Below are 20,250 nucleotides of genomic sequence, written 5' to 3'. Positions count from 1 at the left end.
AAATATAAATGATTTAAAACAATAATACTTAGAAATTTTAAAATATAGGAGAAAAAATGAACTTAATTAACAAAAGAAGTAAATTAGTTGCTACAATTGGTCCATCTAGTGACAATTACGACACATTACGTTCTTTAATTGAAAATGGAGTTACAACCGTTAGAGCTAACTTCAGCCACGGAGATCACTCAGAACAATTAAATAAATTCGTTCTTGGACAACAAATTTCAAAAGACTTAAGAATTCCTGTATCTTTAATGTTAGATACAAAAGGTCCAGAAATTCGTGTTGGAAAAATGAAAGATGGTGCTCAACAAATTAAAGCTGGTACAGAATTAACAATCTGAACTACAGAAGAGAAATACAAAAATTTCGAAGGAACAGAAACTGAAATTACTGTTGCTTACGATATGTCAGCAGATTTAATCGTTGGAAACCAAGTTTTATTAGATGATGGTAAATTATCAACAGTTGTTACAGAAGTTGGTAAAGGTTATGTTAAGGCTAAAGCTGAAAACTCACACAAATTAAAAACAAATAAACGTATTAACCTCCCTGGTGTTGACTTTACACTTCCATTCTTAGCACAAAAAGATATTGATGATGTTATCTTTGGAATTAAAAGTGGAATTAACTACGTTGCTGCTTCATTCGTTAACTCAGCTAAAAATGTTAAAGAATTACGTGAATTATTAAACGCTAATGGTGGAGAACACGTACAAATTATTTCAAAAATTGAATCACACTTAGGAGTTACAAATATTGACGAAATCATCGCAGAATCAGATGGTATCATGGTTGCTCGTGGTGATTTAGGATTAGAAATTCCATATTACGATGTTCCATACTTCCAAAAAGTTATGATCAGAAAATGTAGAGAAGCAGGAAAACCTGTTATTGTTGCTACACAAATGTTAGACTCAATGGAAAATAATCCACATCCTACACGTGCAGAAGTTACCGACGTTTATCTTGCAACTGAATTAGGAGCAGATTCAACAATGCTTTCAGGTGAATCAGCTAATGGAAAATTCCCTCTTGAATCAGTTAAAGTTATGTCAGCAATCAATAGAAGAGCTGAAAAAGAATTTTACTCAAAAAATTACTATGATGTTCAACTTGAAGAAGTTCGTAAAAATTCAGACTCAGAAAACCCACGTTCATTAATTGCATATGAAGTTGCAAACAGAGTACGTCGTGGAGATTACAAATACGCTGTTGTTCTTTCAAGAACTGGAGAATTACTTAAAGAAGTTGCCAAATTCCGTCCAAACACAGCTATTATCGGAATTGTTAATAATGAAAAAATGATTAATGCTTTCGGAGTTACATCAAGTGTGTTCACATCAGTTGATTCATTACGTTTATTCAATGAAATCAAAAACAACCACGCAAATGCTACAGAAGCTTTAGAACCATATGAACCACAACCAGGTGATAAATACCTTGTTGTTGAAAATCATTCAATTACAGAACATGTTGTTAAATAAGTCAAAAACAAACAAAAAAGTTAAGTAATAAAACTTAACTTTTTATTTTTCTAAGAATTTTTCATCAAAGATACCGATATATGGAAGATTACGCATCTTCTCTTTGTAATCAAGACCAAAACCAACAAGAAATTCATCAGGTACAAGAAAACCATATTTATCAGCATTTAAGTTAACTTTACGATTATAAGGTTTATCAAGTAAAGTTAGAATTTTTAATTTATTAGGCTTTCTAGTTAGTAAAATACCTTTGATTTTTTCTAAAGTTATACCTGAATCAATGATATCTTCAACAATTAAAACATCTTTATTTTCAATATCATTAGCTAGATCCATGATGACCTTAACACTTCCACTGCTTGCGTGAGAACCTGCATAGCTTGAAGTGATCATAAAATCTATTGAATGATCAACGGTTATATTCTTAATCAATTGAGCCATGAATGGCATCGCACCTTTAAGTAAACAAACCACAATTAAGTCATTACTATTTTTGAATTCTTCATTAACTCAATTAGCTAATTCAACAATTTTTTGCTCAATATCTTTTTGAGAATATAAAACCTTTTTAATTCTTTTATCAACATCAACCATTATTATAGCTCCTCATCTTCTGACATTTCATTATACATATGTTCTTCAGTTTCTCTTACTTTTTTAGTAATGCTTTTTCTCATTTCTTCAACGATTTTTTCAGCTTGAGCAACACCTGAACGCTTTTGTTGAGTATTTGTTTTTTGATCAGATTCAAAAGTAACTTTTAATTTTTTATCTTTTTTGTTTTTGTTATTTTTTTCTTTTGACTCATCTTGTTCAATAATGTTAAAAATAGGGATGATTAATGGAACACGTCTTCTTTCTTTGTGATATAAGGTTGAAAGACGGTCAATAATAAGTTGTTTTAATTCAGGAATTGTTCAATTTGAATTATTTCTAATGCAATGTAATATTGAACCGTGAACAATTCTTTTTGTTTCTTCAATTAGTTTAGTCGAATTTTTTACAAAGAAAGCTCCACGACTAATAATTTGAGGTTTACCAATAATAGAATTAGTTTTTTTATTAATTGTTAAAATAGTTGAAACAAAACCAGAAGTTCCTAATTTAGCACGTTCTTTAATTAGTGCAGCATTAGTATTTAAAATTGAAGTACCGTCGATATATATCGGTCCATAGTCTATTGTTTCATTGGTTGGAGTGATAATTTCATCTTTCATTAAATAAACTCTTCCAGGTTCAGGAATAATGATATTTTTAGAATCAACTCCGTTTTCAACTGCACTTTGACCATGTACAATTGACATTCTATATTCACCATGGTATGGGATAAAATACTTAGGTTTAGTTAATTGAAAGATCTTATCATGTTCATGACGGTAAGCATGTCCTGAAGTATGTAAATATCCATCAGTACCATTTTCCTTGATTGTAGCACCTAGTTTGTAAAGTCTGTTTATAAGTAATTCTATAACCATTCTATTTCCTGGGATTGGACTACTTGAGAAAATGACAGTATCACCTTTAGAAATTTTAATTGAAGGATGCTTTCCGTAAGACATTCTTGATAGTGCTGCTAGCTGTTCTCCTTGTGAACCTGTGGTTAAAACAACTAATTTTGAATCATCAATAGAAGAGAGTTGTTTTTTATCAATGAAAATATCCGAAGGAACATCAATATAACCTAATTTACGACCAATTTTTATTCCTTGAATCATTGAGCGACCAAAAGTTACAATTTTCTTATTTAACTGTGCAGCGAGCTCGATAATAACTTTAACTCTAGTTAAATTTGAAGCAAATGCAGTGATAATAATCTTACGCTTTGCATTTTCCATATGTTTTTTAATGTCGATTAAAATATCTTTTTCACTTGGTGAGTGATATGGACGCATCGCATTTGTAGAGTCACTAAGTAACGCAGTAAGACCTTGTTTACCAATTTCATCTAAACGAGCAAAATCTGTGTAGTTACCTATAGGTGTATAGTCAAATCTAAAATCACCAGTACACATAATTTTTCCATGTGGAGTAGTAATTCTAACACCAAAAGCATCAGGGATTGAGTGTTGAGCTGTTCAAAAATCAACCACAACTCCTTTTGGAAATTTGTAACTATCATTTTTATCAATCTCAACAAATTCAATTTTGCGAGTTATTTTATGTTCCTCAAATTTTAATTTTAAATAACTAATTGCAATTTTAGGTGCGAAAATTTTCTTTAGTTTTGTTTGTTTAACTAAATATATAACTCCACCAATATGATCTTCATGTCCATGAGTTATAAATAAAGCTTCAACTTTTTTATCAGGTAAATTTAAGTAAGAATAATTTGGAATTATTCCTTTAATTCCGGTTGTGAAAGTGTCAGCAAATTTAATACCTGCATCAATTAAAAAGATGTGATCATCTTGTTCAATTAATAGAGTTGCCTTACCAATTTCCTGAACTCCACCTAACGGTATAATTCTTGTTGGGTTCATTTTTTCTCCATGTAATTTAATTATTGAAAATATAAAATATTCTAATTTAAGATAAGCTATCTTAATTTATAAAAGTATTATATATTGATATTAAAAAAACAAAAGAAATTAAATTAACTTTAAGAAATTTAACAATAAAAAAATAAAAATCTGATTAGTAAACTAATCAGACAATTAATTAAATATCAAGGTTTTTTACAAAACGAGCGTTTTCCTTAATGAATTCACGTCTAGGTTCAACTTCTTCACCCATAAGAGTGTTGAAATATTTCTTAGTTTCAATCACATCATTAATTTGAACTTGTAACATATTTCTAGTTTCTGGGTTCATTGTTGTTTCTCAAAGTTGTTCAGGATCCATTTCTCCAAGACCTTTATAACGTTGAATATTAATCTTTTGATTTGGATTTAATTTAGCTAAAATCTCATCTTTTTGTTCATCATTATAGGCATATTCAACAGTTTTATTTTGTTGAATTTTATAAAGTGGAGGTTGGGCTATATAAATAAATCCATATTCAATTAATTCACGGAAGTAATTGAAGAAAAAGGTTAATAGTAATGTTCTAATGTGTGCTCCATCAACATCAGCATCAGTCATGATTACGATTTTATGATATCTAAGTTTGTTTAAGTTGTAATTTTCACCTACACCTGTACCAATAGCTTGAATTAGATTTAATATCTCTTCATTTTTAAAAATTTCATGTGCACGAGCTTTTTCAACATTAAGAATTTTTCCTCTAAGAGGTAAAATAGCTTGAGTTTTACGGTCACGACCCATTTTGGCTGAACCACCAGCTGAGTTTCCCTCAACAATGAATAATTCGCTAATTTCAGCATTTTTTGAAGAACAATCAGCTAATTTTCCAGGTAAACCTGCGTTATCAAAAGCGGTTTTACGTTTATTACTTTCAGCAAAAGCAGCAGTATCTAATCTGTTTTTTCTAGCTGCTTTAGCCATATTTATAATAGCTTGTGCAATCACTGGATCTTCGTTAAGAATTCTTTCAAGATACTCACTAACAATTTTATTTGTTGCTACTCTAGCATCTTTAGAACCCAATTTAGCCTTAGTTTGTCCTTCAAACTGAGGATTAGAGTGTCTAATAGAAATAACTGCTGAAAGTCCTTGAGTTAGGTCATCCTTGGTAAATCTTTCGTTTTCGTTTTTAATTAATTTATTACGTAATGCATAGTTGTTAATAGTTTTTTCCAAAGCAAAAAGAAAACCTTGTTGGTGATGTCCACCTTCACTTGTAAAGATGTTATTTACATAACTAAATACCTTAGGAACATTTGAATATTCTTTAACATATTGCATTGCTACTTCAACTTTAATTCTTGCATCACTTTCAAATTCACCATCACCTTTATTTGAAGAATACTCTTCAGATACATAAAGAATTTGATCATGTAATAAAGGATACCCATCATTTAATTCAACAACATAATCAATAATTCCATTATCGAATTTAAACTCAGTAAAGGAATTATCTCTTTGATCTTCAATAGAGATATATAAACCTTTATTTAAGTGAGCAATTTGTTTTGCTCTATCAACAATCTTTTCCTTACTAAATGGTTTTCTTTCCATGATTGTATAATCTGGTAAGAATTCAATTGTTGTTCCAGTTTCATCTAATGGACAATTTCCAATAATATGTGTTTTTTCTTCAATATGTCCACCATCAACAAACTTAGCTTGATAAATATTTCCATCTCTTTTTACTGTTGCTATCATCAACTTACTTAGCGCATTTACAGCACTAGAACCAACTCCATGAAGTCCTCCAGAGAATGCATATGAATCTTTGTTGAATTTACCACCAGCGTTAGTTTTAGTTAATACTAATTCAATTCCACTAAGACCACTTTGCTTGTTGATATCTGCTGGAATTCCACGACCATTATCAGTTATAATAATGTGATTCTCTTTGGTAATTACAATGTCTATTTTGTCACAAAAACCTGCAAGATGTTCATCCACAGAGTTATCTAAAATCTCTCATACTAAGTGGTGCAAACCAGTCTCGCTGGTTGAACCGATATACATACCAGGTCTAAGTCTGATGTGTTCTAAACCTTCAAGTTGTTGCAAACTATTTGCATCATATTGTTGTTTATTTTGTGCCATTTTTTAACCTCAATTTATTATTTATAAATTATTTTTAAATTATATCAAATATTATAAATTTTAACTATACAATAAAAAAAGCATTATTTTCAATCCGTTTTACTTATATGTAAATTTATTTTTTGTGAAAATATTTTTTCATATTATAACTATTACTTAATTACTTGTTTTTAAGGCTAAAAAGTTGTATTCATATTATTAATAATAATTAATAAATCTAACTTTAATATTTTTATCTTTTTTCTTTATTTAATATTTTTAATATGTGTATAATATAAGCGAGGCTTAATGTGGTAAAAAATAGTATCGATTGCAAATGTACAGCTATATTTTGCCTCAAATATTAAAAGAAAAGGATAAAAATGAAAAATAATAAAAAATTAGTTATTTTATCTTCTTCATTAGGTGGTTTAACACTTGCTGCTGGTGCACTTGCAGTAAGTTGTAATAACGAAACCGAAGTAAAACAAGGAGATTTAGATCTTGAAAAAAGCTCGAGTTCTATAGTTGTTAAAAATGGTTTAAGTTTACTACACTGATCATCTTTAACAAAAAATGATTTCGAAGTTAAATCTACAAGCGGTAAGAATAATATTTTTGTTTACGAAATTACTAGTGTTGACCCAGTCGAAGGAACATTCAAAGTTCATGTTGAAGCTAAAATTAGAGCTAGAAATAATGACAAATTAACTCCTGTTGTTCTTACAGCAGATTTTGATGTAAATGAAATTGTTCCAGAAATGTTCGTAAAAGAAAAAAACAAATTAAGAGAAACACTACAAAAAGCTGCTATAGAAACAGAATATGTTGGGGCAGAAGCTAAAGCTGATGTATACTTACCATCATTGTCAAGTAGTGAACTTAAAAAATTATTTGAATTAAAAGGTAAACCAAAAAATGTAGCAGAAAACAAGGAAATTGAAGGGATTGAAGCTTCAATTACTAGTGTTGTTGCTAAAAACGATACAGCTGAAATTTCTGTATTACTTAGAAGTTTAGCTCAACCAGATGTATTTGCTACAATAACAGTTACACAATCTGGATTCAAAAATGAAGCTACACACAACGAAGAATTAGCTGCTAAAAAAGCAGAAATTGTTGCAGCTGAAAATGCAAGATTACAAAAGTTGGCTGAAACTTCATTAAAAGTTACTACAGCTGAAGGATTTAAAAAATCATTAACATTAGCTAGTGACGCACAAGTTGAAAACTTTGTTGCATTATTATTAGATGAAAATGCTAATGCTACAGCTACAATTACAAAAGTAACTGGAGATAATGCTTCTTCTAAAGTTACTGTTGAAGTTACTCTAACTTCAAATGTTGAAGGTTCAGAACCTTTAGTAGTTACAAGAGATGTTCTTGGATTTAAAGAATTATCAGAAGAAGCTTTAAAAGCAAGTAATACTCTTCAAGAATTAGTATCAAAACTTAAATTAGTTCATGCAGAATTAAATGACAAAAACGGTTCAGCAGCTAAAGCTGAAAAATTGTTAAATGCTGATAAAGCTAATTATGAAGCGGTTATTAAAGTAAACACAGATGTTTTACCAGAAGGTGTTACATTTGAAGTGGTATCATCAAGAACTACTACACAACACCCAGAAACATTATTAGTTACATATTCTATTTCTAAAGATGGTGTTTCAATTACTAAAGAAGTATTAGTAGATGGATACAACTATACAGAAAACAAAAATAACAGTGGAACAGAAACTTCTGCTACTGACACAAACGCTGAAATTCAAAAAGAATTAGATAAAATTGCTGCTGCAGCTGAAGCTCAATTCCCTAGTGGAGTAGTATACGTCAATAAAGATTTATCAAGTCTTAAAGATAAAAAATGATATTTAGCATCACAATATTCAACAGAATTTAACGCTGAAAAAGAACAAAAAGATTTTGATTTAACTAAATCAATTCTTAAATTAACTTTTAAGAAAGATAATAGAGAAATTGAATCAGAAGCCGGAAAATTCACAATTAAAAATATTGTTATGAATCCTGGAGTTGATGGAAATGACAGTGGTTCAGTATCATTAAAAGTAACAATCGAATCAAATGATCCTAGAGTGGATAAAACAAAAGGAGTTCCTTCAAAAACATTCGATCTTACAATTAATGGATTTATGGGAACTAAATATGTTGAAGAACTTAAGCAAGCTCTTAGAAAAGTGTTAAACTCAGCATCGGTTAAAAATGATGCTTCAAACACAGGTCTTAAATTTGAAATTAATGGAATTAATAGAATTCCTTCTACCCCTGTTTCAATTTTCGAAGGTCCACAAGCTAGTGAATACTACAAATATTTTGAAGCAATTAACGGATTTGTTACAACTGGATTAACAGGAACTGAAGGTAATGTTGATTTGACTGCTGAAGTAGTACTTACAAAAATTAAAGAAGTACCATATTTCAAAACTTACCCTGTTGAAAAAGACAACATTAAATTAGAAGAAATAACAACAGATGTTAAAATTACAGATAGAAACAATGGAACAGTTAACGCTGAAGGTGTTGTTTCAATTAAAATACCTGGTGTTGATAGAGTTAGTGCAGATGAACCAAAAACAAACATAGTTAGTGGTTTCTTATCAGATGCTAAATTCGAAGAATTGAAAGCTAACTGATACTCAACTGCGCAAGCATTTATTAGTGCAAACATCCAAAGTAATGATGCTATTGTTATTTACGATAGAGATGGTAAATACTTTAGTGATGAAAAATCAAAAGCTACATTAATTGAAGCTATTAATCATCCAGAAAACATTGTTTTCAAATCAATGAATGATGGTGCTTTTTTACCAAAAGAAAAAGTATTTGCAGATAATTCTAGAGAAGCTATTGAAAATACTTTAGAAGGTAGCGATTTAAGTTCTGAAGCAAATGTTAACAAAAGACATACAGCTAAAAAACCTGCAGATCAAATTTATGCTGTTAAACTTAAAGTATTAAGTGTTAAGAAATCAGAAACTGATACATCATCAATTTCAATTAAATATACTCTTGTTTCACCATACTTCCCAGAATGAACATTAGAAACAATTAATTTAACACAAAACTTTGAAATTAATGGATTTGTATCAATCGAAGATTATAGAAAACAAGTGCTAGAAGAACTTAAAACATTAATTCAACAACAAGCTGCTAAAAAACAACCAATTGTTGAAGTGGATTATGCAGGTAAAGCCACTACTTCAGTTGATGATGCCGTTAAAAAAGATGGCGCAAAATTCACTAATTTATCTAAGGTGTCATATAAATTTGTTGATGGATTAGATATTAATTCACTTGTTAAACCTACTTCAATTCTTTACAACATTGACTTAAGTAAATTTAACTTTACACCAACATCTCTTGAATCAAACACAGCGAATGTTAATACTGAAAATGGTAGAGATGGAAAAGTTGATGTAACAGCTAAATTATCAACAACTATTGGTTCAGAATATGGTGTAAATCAAGTAAGTGAAGTTACTTTAGAAAAAACAACTGTTGAAGGATTCTTAGCAACTAAAGAAGCTGAAAAAGCAAGATTGAATAAATTAAAAGCCCAATTCGCATACAAAGGAATTGTTTCAGTTATCTTAGACAATGACGCAAATAGAGATGAAAAAATTAAAGATTTTGAAAAAGCAAAAGATTTTGATTCAGCAAACGCTCTAAGAAAATTAGGTGAAATTAACATTAATGATGTTACATTAAATGCTACTGATTTTGTTGCTATTGCAAATTATGGAACAAATGAAAAATTAGAAAATGCTAAAGTTGTAATTAATACTACATTATCTGAAAAAACTAATGGAAATATTAAGTTTAACTTTAACTTTGTTTCATTATTGCAATCAGATGTTAAATCAGAAGATAAAGCATATACATTTGGTACATTTGCTAGATCAACAACTGACACTTCATCAACTGAAGAGTTATCAAAAGAAGAACAAGCTAAAAAAGATTCATATCAACAAGCACTTTCTTCATTAAATCCAACATACAAATTAGTTGGTGAAGATAAAAAGAATGATATAAATCACATTAGCAAAGTATCTCCTAAAGATGTTTTAAAATACATTAAGCCAAATTCAGTTTTAAATGATGAAAAAGCTAAGGAATTATTTAATTTACCTACATTAAGTGCAGAATTAGATAAAACAGGTACATTAAGCTTTGATTACAAAGAATTTGACGATAAGGTAAATCAAAATGCAAATGACAAGATTGTTGTAACAGTAAAAATTACAGATAAACAAAATTCAAAAATTACTGTTTCTAAAGAAGTTATTATTCCAGGATTCTTAACTGAAAATGCTAAAGAACAAAAAGTTTTAGAAGAATCACTTAAAAATGTTAAAGACATTACTTGAATTAGATTCATCAATAAACCTAATACAGAAGTAAATGCATTTTTACCATCAATCTTATTGAATGCAAAAGGCACATTAAATCTTGGTAAATACTCATTCTTAGAATACTATAATATTTTAGCTTCAAGACCATCTATAGATATGCCTAATAATATTAAAGAAGGATTTAATATCCCTGGACTTGATGAAACAAAAGCTAAGATTAATTCTGCATTCAAATCATTTGAAGCAGATGATAAGAATGGTACATTAAAAGCTAAACTAGAATTCGCTTCTGCAAAAGAAGGATTTAAAAACGTAACAGTTGAAAAAGATATTGTTATTACTGGATTCTTAAAAGAATCAGAATACAAAAAACAATATCAAGATGAAGTTAAGAGATTAAACAATTATGCATTAACTAATAAATTCTCATTCAAATTCGATTCTTCAGATGTTCAAGCTACAGCAAATGATTTAGTTGGAATTAAATCAGATAAGAACTTATTCTGAGAAAAATTTGTTTTAGTTAACGGAAATCAAAGAGAAGTTGTTAAAGCTGATTTAGACAATGAAAAAATTAAATTAGAAATTGAAGCGGTTGAATTTGGTGTTAAATCTACAGATGTATTTGTTACATATAGATTAATTTCAAGTGATAAAACAAAATCATACGCTGGATTTGATTCAGTATACACAGGAGCACAATCTTCATTAATCAAAACTTCTGTATTAACCACAAACTTAATTACACCTGAAGAAAAAGACAGTGCAAGTGGATTAAGAAGAGTTGAAACTGAACAATATCTTACTACATCAAGAATTTCTGATTGAAATGACTATGGTAAATCAGTAGAAATTGAATCATATAACAAGGTATTTTCAAAAGTAAATTCATCTCAATTTGTTGATTCATTATATATAGTTCCTGAATCATATCAATTATATGATGGAAAATTAGCCTTCTTGACTAACGGTGAAGAAGTTAAAAATAAATCATTAGTTTTAGCTTCTGAAGTATCAGGATTAAAACTTGTAAACTCAGCTGATTACCTAAAATATGGTGGTCTTGAATTAGTTGCTAAAGACACAAGAGTATTGTCTTCAAATGATAATACAGGTGTACTTGAAGTTGCATTCAGAGTTTCATCAATTGAATTCCCAGAAATTGTTTCACCAGTACTTTACGCTAAAGTTGAAGGATTCAAAACAAAAGCTGCTCAAATCGAAGAGAAAAAACAGGCAGAAGCTTCAAAAATTGAAAACTGATTACTTACATCATTAATAGCTAAAACAGGAAACATCATTACTAAAGACATTATCAAAGATGGTCAAAAAGAATTAATTACTTATGACGAAATCTTATCAGGTAATGCAGATGATAAATTGCAATTCTACTTACCAGGAAATAATGCAAGTACTTCTGATGAAAATAGTGCTTGAGTAACAGCAAATCATGGAAAAGCATTCGATATTAATGTTTTAGGAAAAGAAGAATACACTAAAGAATCACTTACTCTTAAAAAAGCAGAATTATTTGTTGCTAAAGACAATGTTCACTTTACTCAATACGAACTTAATAGTGATAAATACATTAACGTTGTAATTAAAGATAGAGTTGATGCAAATGGGGACATTCTTGTAACATATGCTGTTCAATTATTATCATACGACGAAAAAACAAAAGAAGTAACTCAATTAGCAGAAGTTGAAAACAGATCATTGTTAACTCAATTACCAAAAGAATCTGAATTAGCTTACAAGAAAGAAATGTTAGCTGCATTATCTAATGCTGAAGCATCATTTACTTCAACTAAAGCTAGTGAAATGACTGCTGAAAAATTTGTAGAAGAATACAATAAAGCTGCTACAGATGAAGCTAAAGCTGGATTATTACAATCAGCATTAATTTACACAAAACAAGCTAACGGAAGTGTTGAAGCTGCTGATCTAAAAGTTGTAGTTGATAGTGTTGCTTTAGATACTAAACATGTTGGACGTGTATTAGTAACCTACCACATTGCTAGTGCAAAAACAACAGGTGAATACTCTAAAGATCAATACAAGAATGTTGGAGATATTGTAAAAACAAAATACTCAAGTGCTCTTGGATTCTCATACAACAAAGAACACGAAAGTGTAAACACAATTGAAAACGGTAGTCCAATTACTCCTGTTACTACACATGCTGCACCAGCTACATCTTCTACAACAACCCGTTAATTTAATAAAAAACACCACATTTATTAAATAATAGAAAATCAGGGAAACACCACCCCTGATTTTTTCACATTTACTAAAACCTAAAAATAAGGTATAATTAGAATTACTAACTTATGGAGGTTAATTTGAGTAAATTTGATAAATCTAATTGTAATAATGAAATAAATACAGACTTAAATTTCGACGTTGCTAAAAAAAATACAGTTTATAAAAGAACTAAAATGACCAATTTTAGTCTTCCGTTAAGATCATTTTATGGTCAAAAACCAATGTGACAAATAATCACCATAACTATTATTACAGCTATTGTGTTTGGTGTGATAAGTGTATTTTTTGTTAAAAATGTTGGTATATACAATTTTGGTCTAGCTGCATTTGGACAATCAATTGCTCGTTTAATTACAGTATCAATGCCTAGAACAGTTGGGCAAATATAAGAAATATGATTGACCAATTAATATACTGAATTGCGTATATAGTTTTAAGTATTCCTATTTTTGTTTTTGGTTATAAAAAAATTGGAAAAACATTCACTAATTTAACAGTAATTTTCTTAGTTGTTTCTTCATTTATTTCTTTTGGTATAGGTCTTATTGATGGTGCTAATGATGTATACTTCATTGGAGATTTTTCAAATAAAATTGTAAAGAACAGTTTAAATGATTATCAAAAATCATTAAGCCCAATTATCCCATTACTTTGAAATGATGGTGGGAATATCATTGCATTGATGATCTACTCATTAACATACGGATTTTTATTATCTTGAATTTTTGCTATTATTCAAATCATAGGTGGTACAGCTGGAGTTACTGGAGTAATAGGAGAGTGATATGCCAATGAAAAACAAAAATCATTCGCAAGTATTTCTGGTTACATGAACATTATTATTATTTTAATTTGTGTGGCTATCGGTTCATACATCCCTGGTTCTATGCTTCTTAAAAGTGTAGACAAAACACTTATACAAGATGAACAAGTTTTAGCAGTATTAAATAAAGCTTGAACATTTGAATTATATCTTTCACCTAATTTTGTAGCAACTGTACTAACAAACTTTATTTATATTTTAGTATTGAATAAATTATTCCCTAAATTTAAGCTTGTTAGAGTAGAAATATTCTCTAAACATTATATGGATATTAGCGAAAGACTTGCTCATGATACTAAAATTGTTACTGGAGTTACAGTATTTAAAGGTATTGGTGGATATTCAGGAAAAGAAGTTAATGTTGTAACTTCAATTGCATTATTTAGACAAGTGCCAAGAATTATTAAAGCTATAAGAGATGTTGACTCAGAAGCATTTATATCAATTTCAGATATTGCAAGTATTGATGGACATGTTTATCTACCAATTGCAAAATTTTAATCAGCATTTTGCTGATTTTTTATTTATAAATTTTATTCCTTGTATAATAATTTTATGAATATTAAACAAGCAAAAGAAAGAATTAAAGAATTAATAACTAAAATTAAAGAATACAATCATCATTATTATGATCTTGATAATCCGATTGTAAGTGATGCTGAATATGATAAGTTATATAATGAACTTATTGATTTAGAAAACAAATTTCCTGAATTAGTAACAAAAGATAGCCCAACGCAAATTATCGGAGGTTTTGCTGCTAATAAATTTACTAAATTTGAACATAAAAAGGCCATGCTCTCACTTTCAAAAGCTTACGATTTTGATGAAATAAAGAAATTTCACGAAAACATCATTAAAAAAATTGATGAAACAAAAATAAGTTATGCACTTGATTATAAAATTGATGGGTTATCAATTTCACTTCATTATCAAAACGGTAAACTAATTAGGGCAGTAACACGTGGAGATGGTATAACAGGGGAAGATGTCACAGAAAATATTATCCAAATTAGTTCTATACCTCAAAAAATTAATTATCTTAAAGAAATTGAAATTAGAGGTGAAGTTTATATTTCGAAGAAAACATTAATTGATATAAATAATGCACTAAAAAAGAAAATAAACAGGAATTCTCTAACCCTAGAAACGCAGCAAGTGGTACGCTACGCCAATTAGACCCTATGATAGTTAAACAAAGAAATTTAAGTGCATTCTTATATGAAGTGGTTGAACCTCTTCAACACAATTTACATTTCCAATCTGAAGTGATTGAATTTATTAATAAGTTAGGTTTTCCAACACAAACATATTTTAAAAAAGTAACTGAATTAGAAGAGATTTATGAAGAGATAGATAAATTTGCTGAAGTTAAAAATAAATTAGACTATGATTGCGATGGATTTGTTATCAAATTAAATAATATTGACATCTGAGAAGATCTAGGATATACCGCTAAGTTTCCAAGATATGCAATTGCATTTAAATTAGAAACTGAATCAGCTAATACTAAAATATTGAATATTACTACTAGTGTTGGAAGAACAGGTAAAATAACATATGTAGCAAATGTTGAACCAGTTGAACTTAATCAAACTAATGTACAATTTGCTACTTTACATAATTATGAATTTATTAAAGAATTGAACTTAAATATCAATGATGAAGTTAAATTAATTAAAGCAGGTGAAATAATACCTAAGGTTATTGAATTAGTTAAAAAAAATTCAACTGATGTATATCCAAAAACAATGAATTGTCCTTCATGTAATACTCTATTAGAATATATTGATGATAATGTGGACCAATTTTGTGTTAATGAAAACTGTGATGAAAAGAAAATTAGAAAGATAATTCACTTTGCTTCTAGACCTAGTTTAAATATTGTTAATTTAGGTGAATCTAACATTAGGATTTTCTTTGAACTGGGATTGATTAAAGAGGTTTATGATATTTATAATTTAGCTGAACATAAAAATAAAATTCTCCAATTAAGAACTTTTAAAGAGAAAAAAGTTAATAATATTCTTGAAAGTATTGAAAATAGCAAAAATAACAAATTAAATAAAATAATTTTTGCTCTAGGAATAAAACACATTGGAGAAAGAGCAAGTAAAATAATCGCTAAAAAAATAAATAGTATATCTGAACTTTTAACCTATGATATTGATTCACTTGAAAATGAAAGCGATTTTGGAACTAAATCAGTAGAATCGCTAAAAAAATGACTTAGTGACGAAAATAATGTTAACACAATAAATCACTTAAGCAAAATTTTCACTTCCTCAGTAAAAACTAATTCAACTAAAAAACTTGAGAATTTAATTTTTGTTATAACCGGAACTTTTGAGCTAAAAAGAGAAGAACTTAAAGAGATTATTGAACAAAATGGAGGAGTTGTTTCTTCTAGCGTTTCAAACAAAACAAATTATCTACTTTGTGGTGAAAATGCAGGTTCCAAAAAGACCAAAGCTGAACAACTTAATATTGAGATTATTGATGATAAATTTTTATTTAATTTAATTAAATAAATAATTAAATAAGTATAATTTTAGACATGAAACTAAGGGAACAAAAAAATAAAAAATATTGTTGTGAAAACCAAAAAGAGTCACCAAAAAAACTTTCTTTTTTCAATAAAAATCCAAAATTTCAAAAACATAATGCAGACTGTCGTTTTTATATTGAAAGTAAAAGTGAAGAAATTTTACAACAAGCAGATTTATTAAAATATAAAATGGGACGTCACTTATTAAATAGTAAAGAACGTTCATTTACATTTAGTGAATACGTAAAAAGATATTGATTAAGAGTTGTTTTTATTTTCTTTGCTGCGCTAATTTTTAACTTTGGTGCTAAAATGTTTTTAGTCAGAGGGGACACTATTCCTTCTGGCTTAAGTGGTATCCCAATTTTGATTAACATTTTAATACCTGAAACAAAGCCTTACTATGCTTTAATTTACCTTGGTGTGAATTTACCACTTATTTTTACTGTTGGATTAAAAATAAAGAGAACTTTTACTGTCTTAACAGTACTATTTATGATTTTCCAAATTGGAACCGACTTTGTTTTTAGTTTAAATGTTGTCCATGATTTTTTAGTAAATTCTATTAATTTTGGACCGGAACTCAAGTCAGATCATGATACTTGAATTAAATTACTTTATGGTGTATTAGGTGCAGCCTTTATCGCAAGTGGAATTGCATTATCTTGAAAATCAGGTGGATCAACAGGTGGAACTGATTTTATAGTTTACTACTTCTCAACTAAACTTAAGAAAAATGTAGCATTAGTTATGAGTATTGTGTCCATTACAACAGCTATTGTTTTCTTAGTAATTTTTGGAATTTTCCAACCACATCCAATTACAGAAAAAAGTCCACATAGAGTTTACTTCGGAATGAGAGAATTATCAACCTTTGTATATTTAGTTGTAAATAATTTAATTGTTAATTTACTTTATCCAAAATACAAAAAGGTTAAATTATCTATTTCTTGTTCAAATCCTACTAAAGTTTTAGCTTACTTTAAATTGATTAATTATTGACATGGATATGAAATCAGCTCAATTAAATCAGGTTATTCAGGTGCTGAAGTTTACAAAATTGATACAGTTTGTCTATTATTTGAAACTAGAAATATCATTGAAGATCTAAAAAATGTTGATCCTACAGTCTGAATTACTGTTTATCCAATAACTAAGGTAGTAGGAAGTTTTAACACTCAATATGTAGAGAGCTAATTTAGCTCTTTTTTGTTCTTTTTTTGTTCACTTGTGCTAAAAAATGCATTCTATTATGGAGGACAAATGAAATTATCAGAACTAAAGAAAGTTAGTCAAAAAGACTATGAAAAAATTGAACCTGGAGCAGTAGCTTCGATGTTAATAACTTTATTACCACAACTAATTTATGCAATTACTCCAATAGTAGGACTAATTAAATCTAGTATTAGTAACTCTGGTGAAATGAAAACTAAAGAGGCCACATACAAATGAGATTACACTAAAGATAAAACCTCTCAAAGCGATAGTCTTGTTATTTTTTAATAAAATTTTTGATTAAAAATTTAATGTTGTATAATAAGCATGTTACTTTAGTAACCGTTCTAAAAAGGTATATAAGTTTTTAATAAAAAACACCTCAAAGGCGAGCCACTTAAGGGAGGTATTGCTATGAAAGCAATCATCGAAACAGGAGGCAAACAACTTTTAGTTGAAGTTGATCAAACAATTTTTATTGAGAAAATTGAAGGAAATGAAGGAGACAATGTTACTTTTGATAAAGTATTATTGATTGACTCTAAAATTGGTCAACCATATTTAACAGGAGCAAGCGTTACTGGTGTTATTGAAAAACAAGGTAAAGCTAAAAAAATCGTTGTATATCGTCACAATGCAAAATCAACACACAAAAGAAAACTTGGACACCGTCAACCATATACACGTGTAAAAATTACAGAAATTAAAGGATAATTAAGAAATGGCACATACGAAAGCCGGTGGTTCGACACGTAACGGTCGTGACTCACACAGTAAAAGACTTGGTGCTAAATTAGGTGACGGACAATTCTGTACAGCTGGTTCAATCATTTACCGTCAAAGAGGTACAAAGATTTTCCCAGGTGTTAACGTTCAACGTGGTGGTGATGATACATTATTTGCATTAATCGACGGATATGTTAAATATGAAACTAGAAGAAACAGAAAGTTTGCTTCAGTATATACAGAAAAACAAAATTAATCAATTTGATTAATTATTAAAATAACAGCAGTCACTGCTGTTTTTCTAATTTAAAAATATACTACATCTGAAATATTAGTAATCATTTGAGCTCCATTTTTAATTAATTCACTATTAGTATCATTTCATTGGATTCCAGGAAAGCAGAAAACATCTTTTCCATAATCAGCAAAAGCATAAGCTAGATGAATTAATTTACTTTCTTCTTTAGTCGAGATTAAAATCATTCTATTAGAAATACCTGCACACAATAAATTTCTCATAGAATAGTGCTCACGTTTAATATGATAATCAGGTGGGAATTGACTTATAACTAATTCATTATTTTTAAGTTCAGTTATTCTGCTATCAATACCACAAGCAAGAACATAAATTATATTAGAGTTATGTTTCTTGAATAGATTGATTATTTCCTTATCTAAATCTGTTTGATTATTGGTTATTAGCGTAGATTTTTTAAAAACATTTTCGTTTAGATAGCTAATAGTAAATTTGCTAATGCTACTGTTAATTTCACCTGTGATATTAAGTAATTCTTTAGATTTAAGTAGTTCAATATTACCTTTATAAAATAAAACATAAGGTGGATATTTTAGTTGTAATAAATCTCTTGGATAATCACTGTCTAAGAAAGTGATGTATTCGATTTTTGATTGGTTAAGTTTATTTTTAATTTGTTCTAAAACATTAAAGTTTACACTTTCGCCATTTTTAATTTTTTTAAAAATATCTAAATTGTTTCCTTTGCAAATTCATGTTCAATATAATAAAAATTCTCTCATATAACCTCATAAATATATGTGTCAATTATTAAAAGTGAACTAAAATTAAACTTTATTTGTTATTATTTTCATAATAATAAATACTTATTAATATTAATAACAGTATTTAAGATAAAATTTAATGTGGAAAGAAGGTGGTTGTGAAAATAGCTTTTTTTGATGCAAAAGAATATGATATTAAGTACTTTAATCAAGAAAATAATGGAAGACATGAAATTGTTTATTTCAAAGAAAATTTAAATATTAACACTGCTAAATTAGCAAAAGGTTTTGATGCTATTTGCGCTTTTGTAAACACATACGGAGATAAATATGTGTTAGATATTTTAGCAAGTTATGGTGTTAAAATTTGACTACAAAGATCAATGGGTTACAATAAAGTTGATTTAACTAAAGCTCAAGAGTTAGGTATTCAAGTATTTAGAATTCCTAATTATTCAGCAGAATCCGTTGCTGAATTTGCAATGGCAACTATGATGACATTGAACAGAAAATTAATTACTGCTTCTAGACGTGTTAAAAAATACAATTTCTCTTTAAACGGACTTGACGGAATTTGTGTATATGGTTCGACAATTGGAGTTATTGGAGCAGGTAAAATTGGACAAGGTTTCATTAATATAGCTAAAGGGATGGGTGCTAAAGTGTTAGTTTTTGACATCTACAGTGAAACAAATAATCCTGATTTAGCAACAAAAATGGGATTTGAATACGTTTCATTAACCAGATTATTAAAAGAAAGTGATTTTATTTCTCTTCACGCTCCTTTATTACCATCAACAAAACATATGATTGACGATGATGCGGTGTCAATTATGAAAAAAGGTGTTATCATTGTTAATACATCAAGAGGTGAATTAATTGATATTAAGGCTGCAATTAAAGGACTTAAAAATAATACTATCGCTGGACTTGCTTCTGATGTTCTTGAACGTGAAGAAGGAAGATTTTATGAAGATGTTTCAACTCGTGCACAAGAACTTCAAGAAATGGATCCAGAGTGAGCAGAATTAATTAAAATGAAAAATGTTTTAATTACATCTCACCAAGCATTCTTAACAAATATAGCATTAACTCAAATTGCCAGAATAACCTTAGATAATGCCGATAATGCCGAAAAACAAGATTTTACAAACGCTCTTAAATTATTAGAAAACGGAAGAGTTCAGAACGGATAAT

13 protein-coding genes and 1 pseudogene are annotated in these 20,250 nt (G+C 28.7%); 10 read left to right on the top strand and 4 right to left on the bottom strand.

Annotated features, from left to right (window positions below):
- The first annotated feature begins 56 nt into the window (after nt 1–56).
- Nucleotides 57–1,490, top strand: coding sequence for a pyruvate kinase (gene pyk, locus EXC66_RS02895; RefSeq protein ID WP_006886822.1), 1,434 nt, complete (start codon nt 57–59; stop codon nt 1,488–1,490).
- 42 nt (nt 1,491–1,532) lie between these two features.
- Here pyk and hpt read toward each other — a convergent pair whose 3' ends face one another.
- From hpt to EXC66_RS02880, 3 genes are all read right to left on the bottom strand, one after another.
- Nucleotides 1,533–2,084 carry a hypoxanthine phosphoribosyltransferase gene (gene hpt / locus EXC66_RS02890; protein WP_006886823.1) on the bottom strand — a complete coding sequence of 184 codons (552 nt, stop codon included), beginning with the start codon at nt 2,082–2,084 and terminating at the stop codon, nt 1,533–1,535.
- A 2-nt stretch (nt 2,085–2,086) separates the two neighbouring features.
- Entirely contained in the window at nt 2,087–3,970 is a 1,884-nt protein-coding gene (locus tag EXC66_RS02885; protein WP_006886824.1) for a ribonuclease J, read from the bottom strand.
- A 178-nt stretch (nt 3,971–4,148) separates the two neighbouring features.
- Complete coding sequence (locus EXC66_RS02880) at nt 4,149–6,107, bottom strand: DNA gyrase/topoisomerase IV subunit B (protein ID WP_006886825.1); 1,959 nt, start codon at nt 6,105–6,107, stop codon at nt 4,149–4,151.
- Between the two features lie 362 nt (nt 6,108–6,469).
- On the opposite strand from EXC66_RS02880, the gene EXC66_RS02875 reads away from it, so the two are divergent.
- From EXC66_RS02875 to rpmA, 8 genes and pseudogenes are all read left to right on the top strand, one after another.
- Nucleotides 6,470–12,673 carry a hypothetical protein gene (locus EXC66_RS02875; RefSeq protein ID WP_112579242.1) on the top strand — a complete coding sequence of 2,068 codons (6,204 nt, stop codon included), beginning with the start codon at nt 6,470–6,472 and terminating at the stop codon, nt 12,671–12,673.
- Nucleotides 12,674–12,798: 125 nt separating this feature from the next.
- Complete coding sequence (locus EXC66_RS04425; protein ID WP_050790566.1) at nt 12,799–13,110, top strand: hypothetical protein; 312 nt, start codon at nt 12,799–12,801, stop codon at nt 13,108–13,110.
- A gap of 5 nt (nt 13,111–13,115) precedes the next feature.
- The gene (locus tag EXC66_RS02870; protein WP_050790567.1) at nt 13,116–14,045 is read left to right on the top strand and encodes a DUF2179 domain-containing protein; all 930 of its coding nucleotides are present in this window, start codon (nt 13,116–13,118) and stop codon (nt 14,043–14,045) included.
- A 54-nt stretch (nt 14,046–14,099) separates the two neighbouring features.
- Nucleotides 14,100–16,075: pseudogene (ligA, locus tag EXC66_RS02865) on the top strand (NAD-dependent DNA ligase LigA).
- A 26-nt stretch (nt 16,076–16,101) separates the two neighbouring features.
- Nucleotides 16,102–17,289 carry a YitT family protein gene (locus EXC66_RS02860; protein WP_112579244.1) on the top strand — a complete coding sequence of 396 codons (1,188 nt, stop codon included), beginning with the start codon at nt 16,102–16,104 and terminating at the stop codon, nt 17,287–17,289.
- Between the two features lie 66 nt (nt 17,290–17,355).
- Nucleotides 17,356–17,595, top strand: a complete 240-nt coding sequence (locus EXC66_RS02855; protein WP_006886829.1) for a hypothetical protein — start codon at nt 17,356–17,358, stop codon at nt 17,593–17,595.
- 126 nt (nt 17,596–17,721) lie between these two features.
- A complete protein-coding gene (gene rplU / locus EXC66_RS02850; RefSeq protein WP_006886830.1) occupies nt 17,722–18,021 on the top strand; it encodes a 50S ribosomal protein L21 in 300 nt (99 codons plus the stop codon).
- Between the two features lie 7 nt (nt 18,022–18,028).
- Nucleotides 18,029–18,289, top strand: a complete 261-nt coding sequence (gene rpmA / locus EXC66_RS02845; protein WP_006886831.1) for a 50S ribosomal protein L27 — start codon at nt 18,029–18,031, stop codon at nt 18,287–18,289.
- Between the two features lie 50 nt (nt 18,290–18,339).
- On the opposite strand, the gene EXC66_RS02840 is transcribed toward rpmA, so the two are convergent.
- Nucleotides 18,340–19,071 (bottom strand): DNA-processing protein DprA, encoded by a 732-nt coding sequence (locus EXC66_RS02840; protein ID WP_006886832.1) that lies wholly within the window; start codon nt 19,069–19,071, stop codon nt 18,340–18,342.
- A 140-nt stretch (nt 19,072–19,211) separates the two neighbouring features.
- Between EXC66_RS02840 and EXC66_RS02835 the strand changes: the two genes are divergently transcribed.
- The gene (locus EXC66_RS02835) at nt 19,212–20,249 is read left to right on the top strand and encodes a 2-hydroxyacid dehydrogenase (RefSeq protein ID WP_006886833.1); all 1,038 of its coding nucleotides are present in this window, start codon (nt 19,212–19,214) and stop codon (nt 20,247–20,249) included.
- Nucleotide 20,250: the final 1 nt, after the last annotated feature.

Source organism: Mycoplasmopsis anatis, from assembly GCF_900660655.1.
In the GTDB taxonomy this organism is placed as follows: domain Bacteria; phylum Bacillota_I; class Bacilli_A; order Mycoplasmatales; family Metamycoplasmataceae; genus Mycoplasmopsis; species Mycoplasmopsis anatis.
This window is presented reverse-complemented; position numbering and strand designations above follow the sequence as displayed.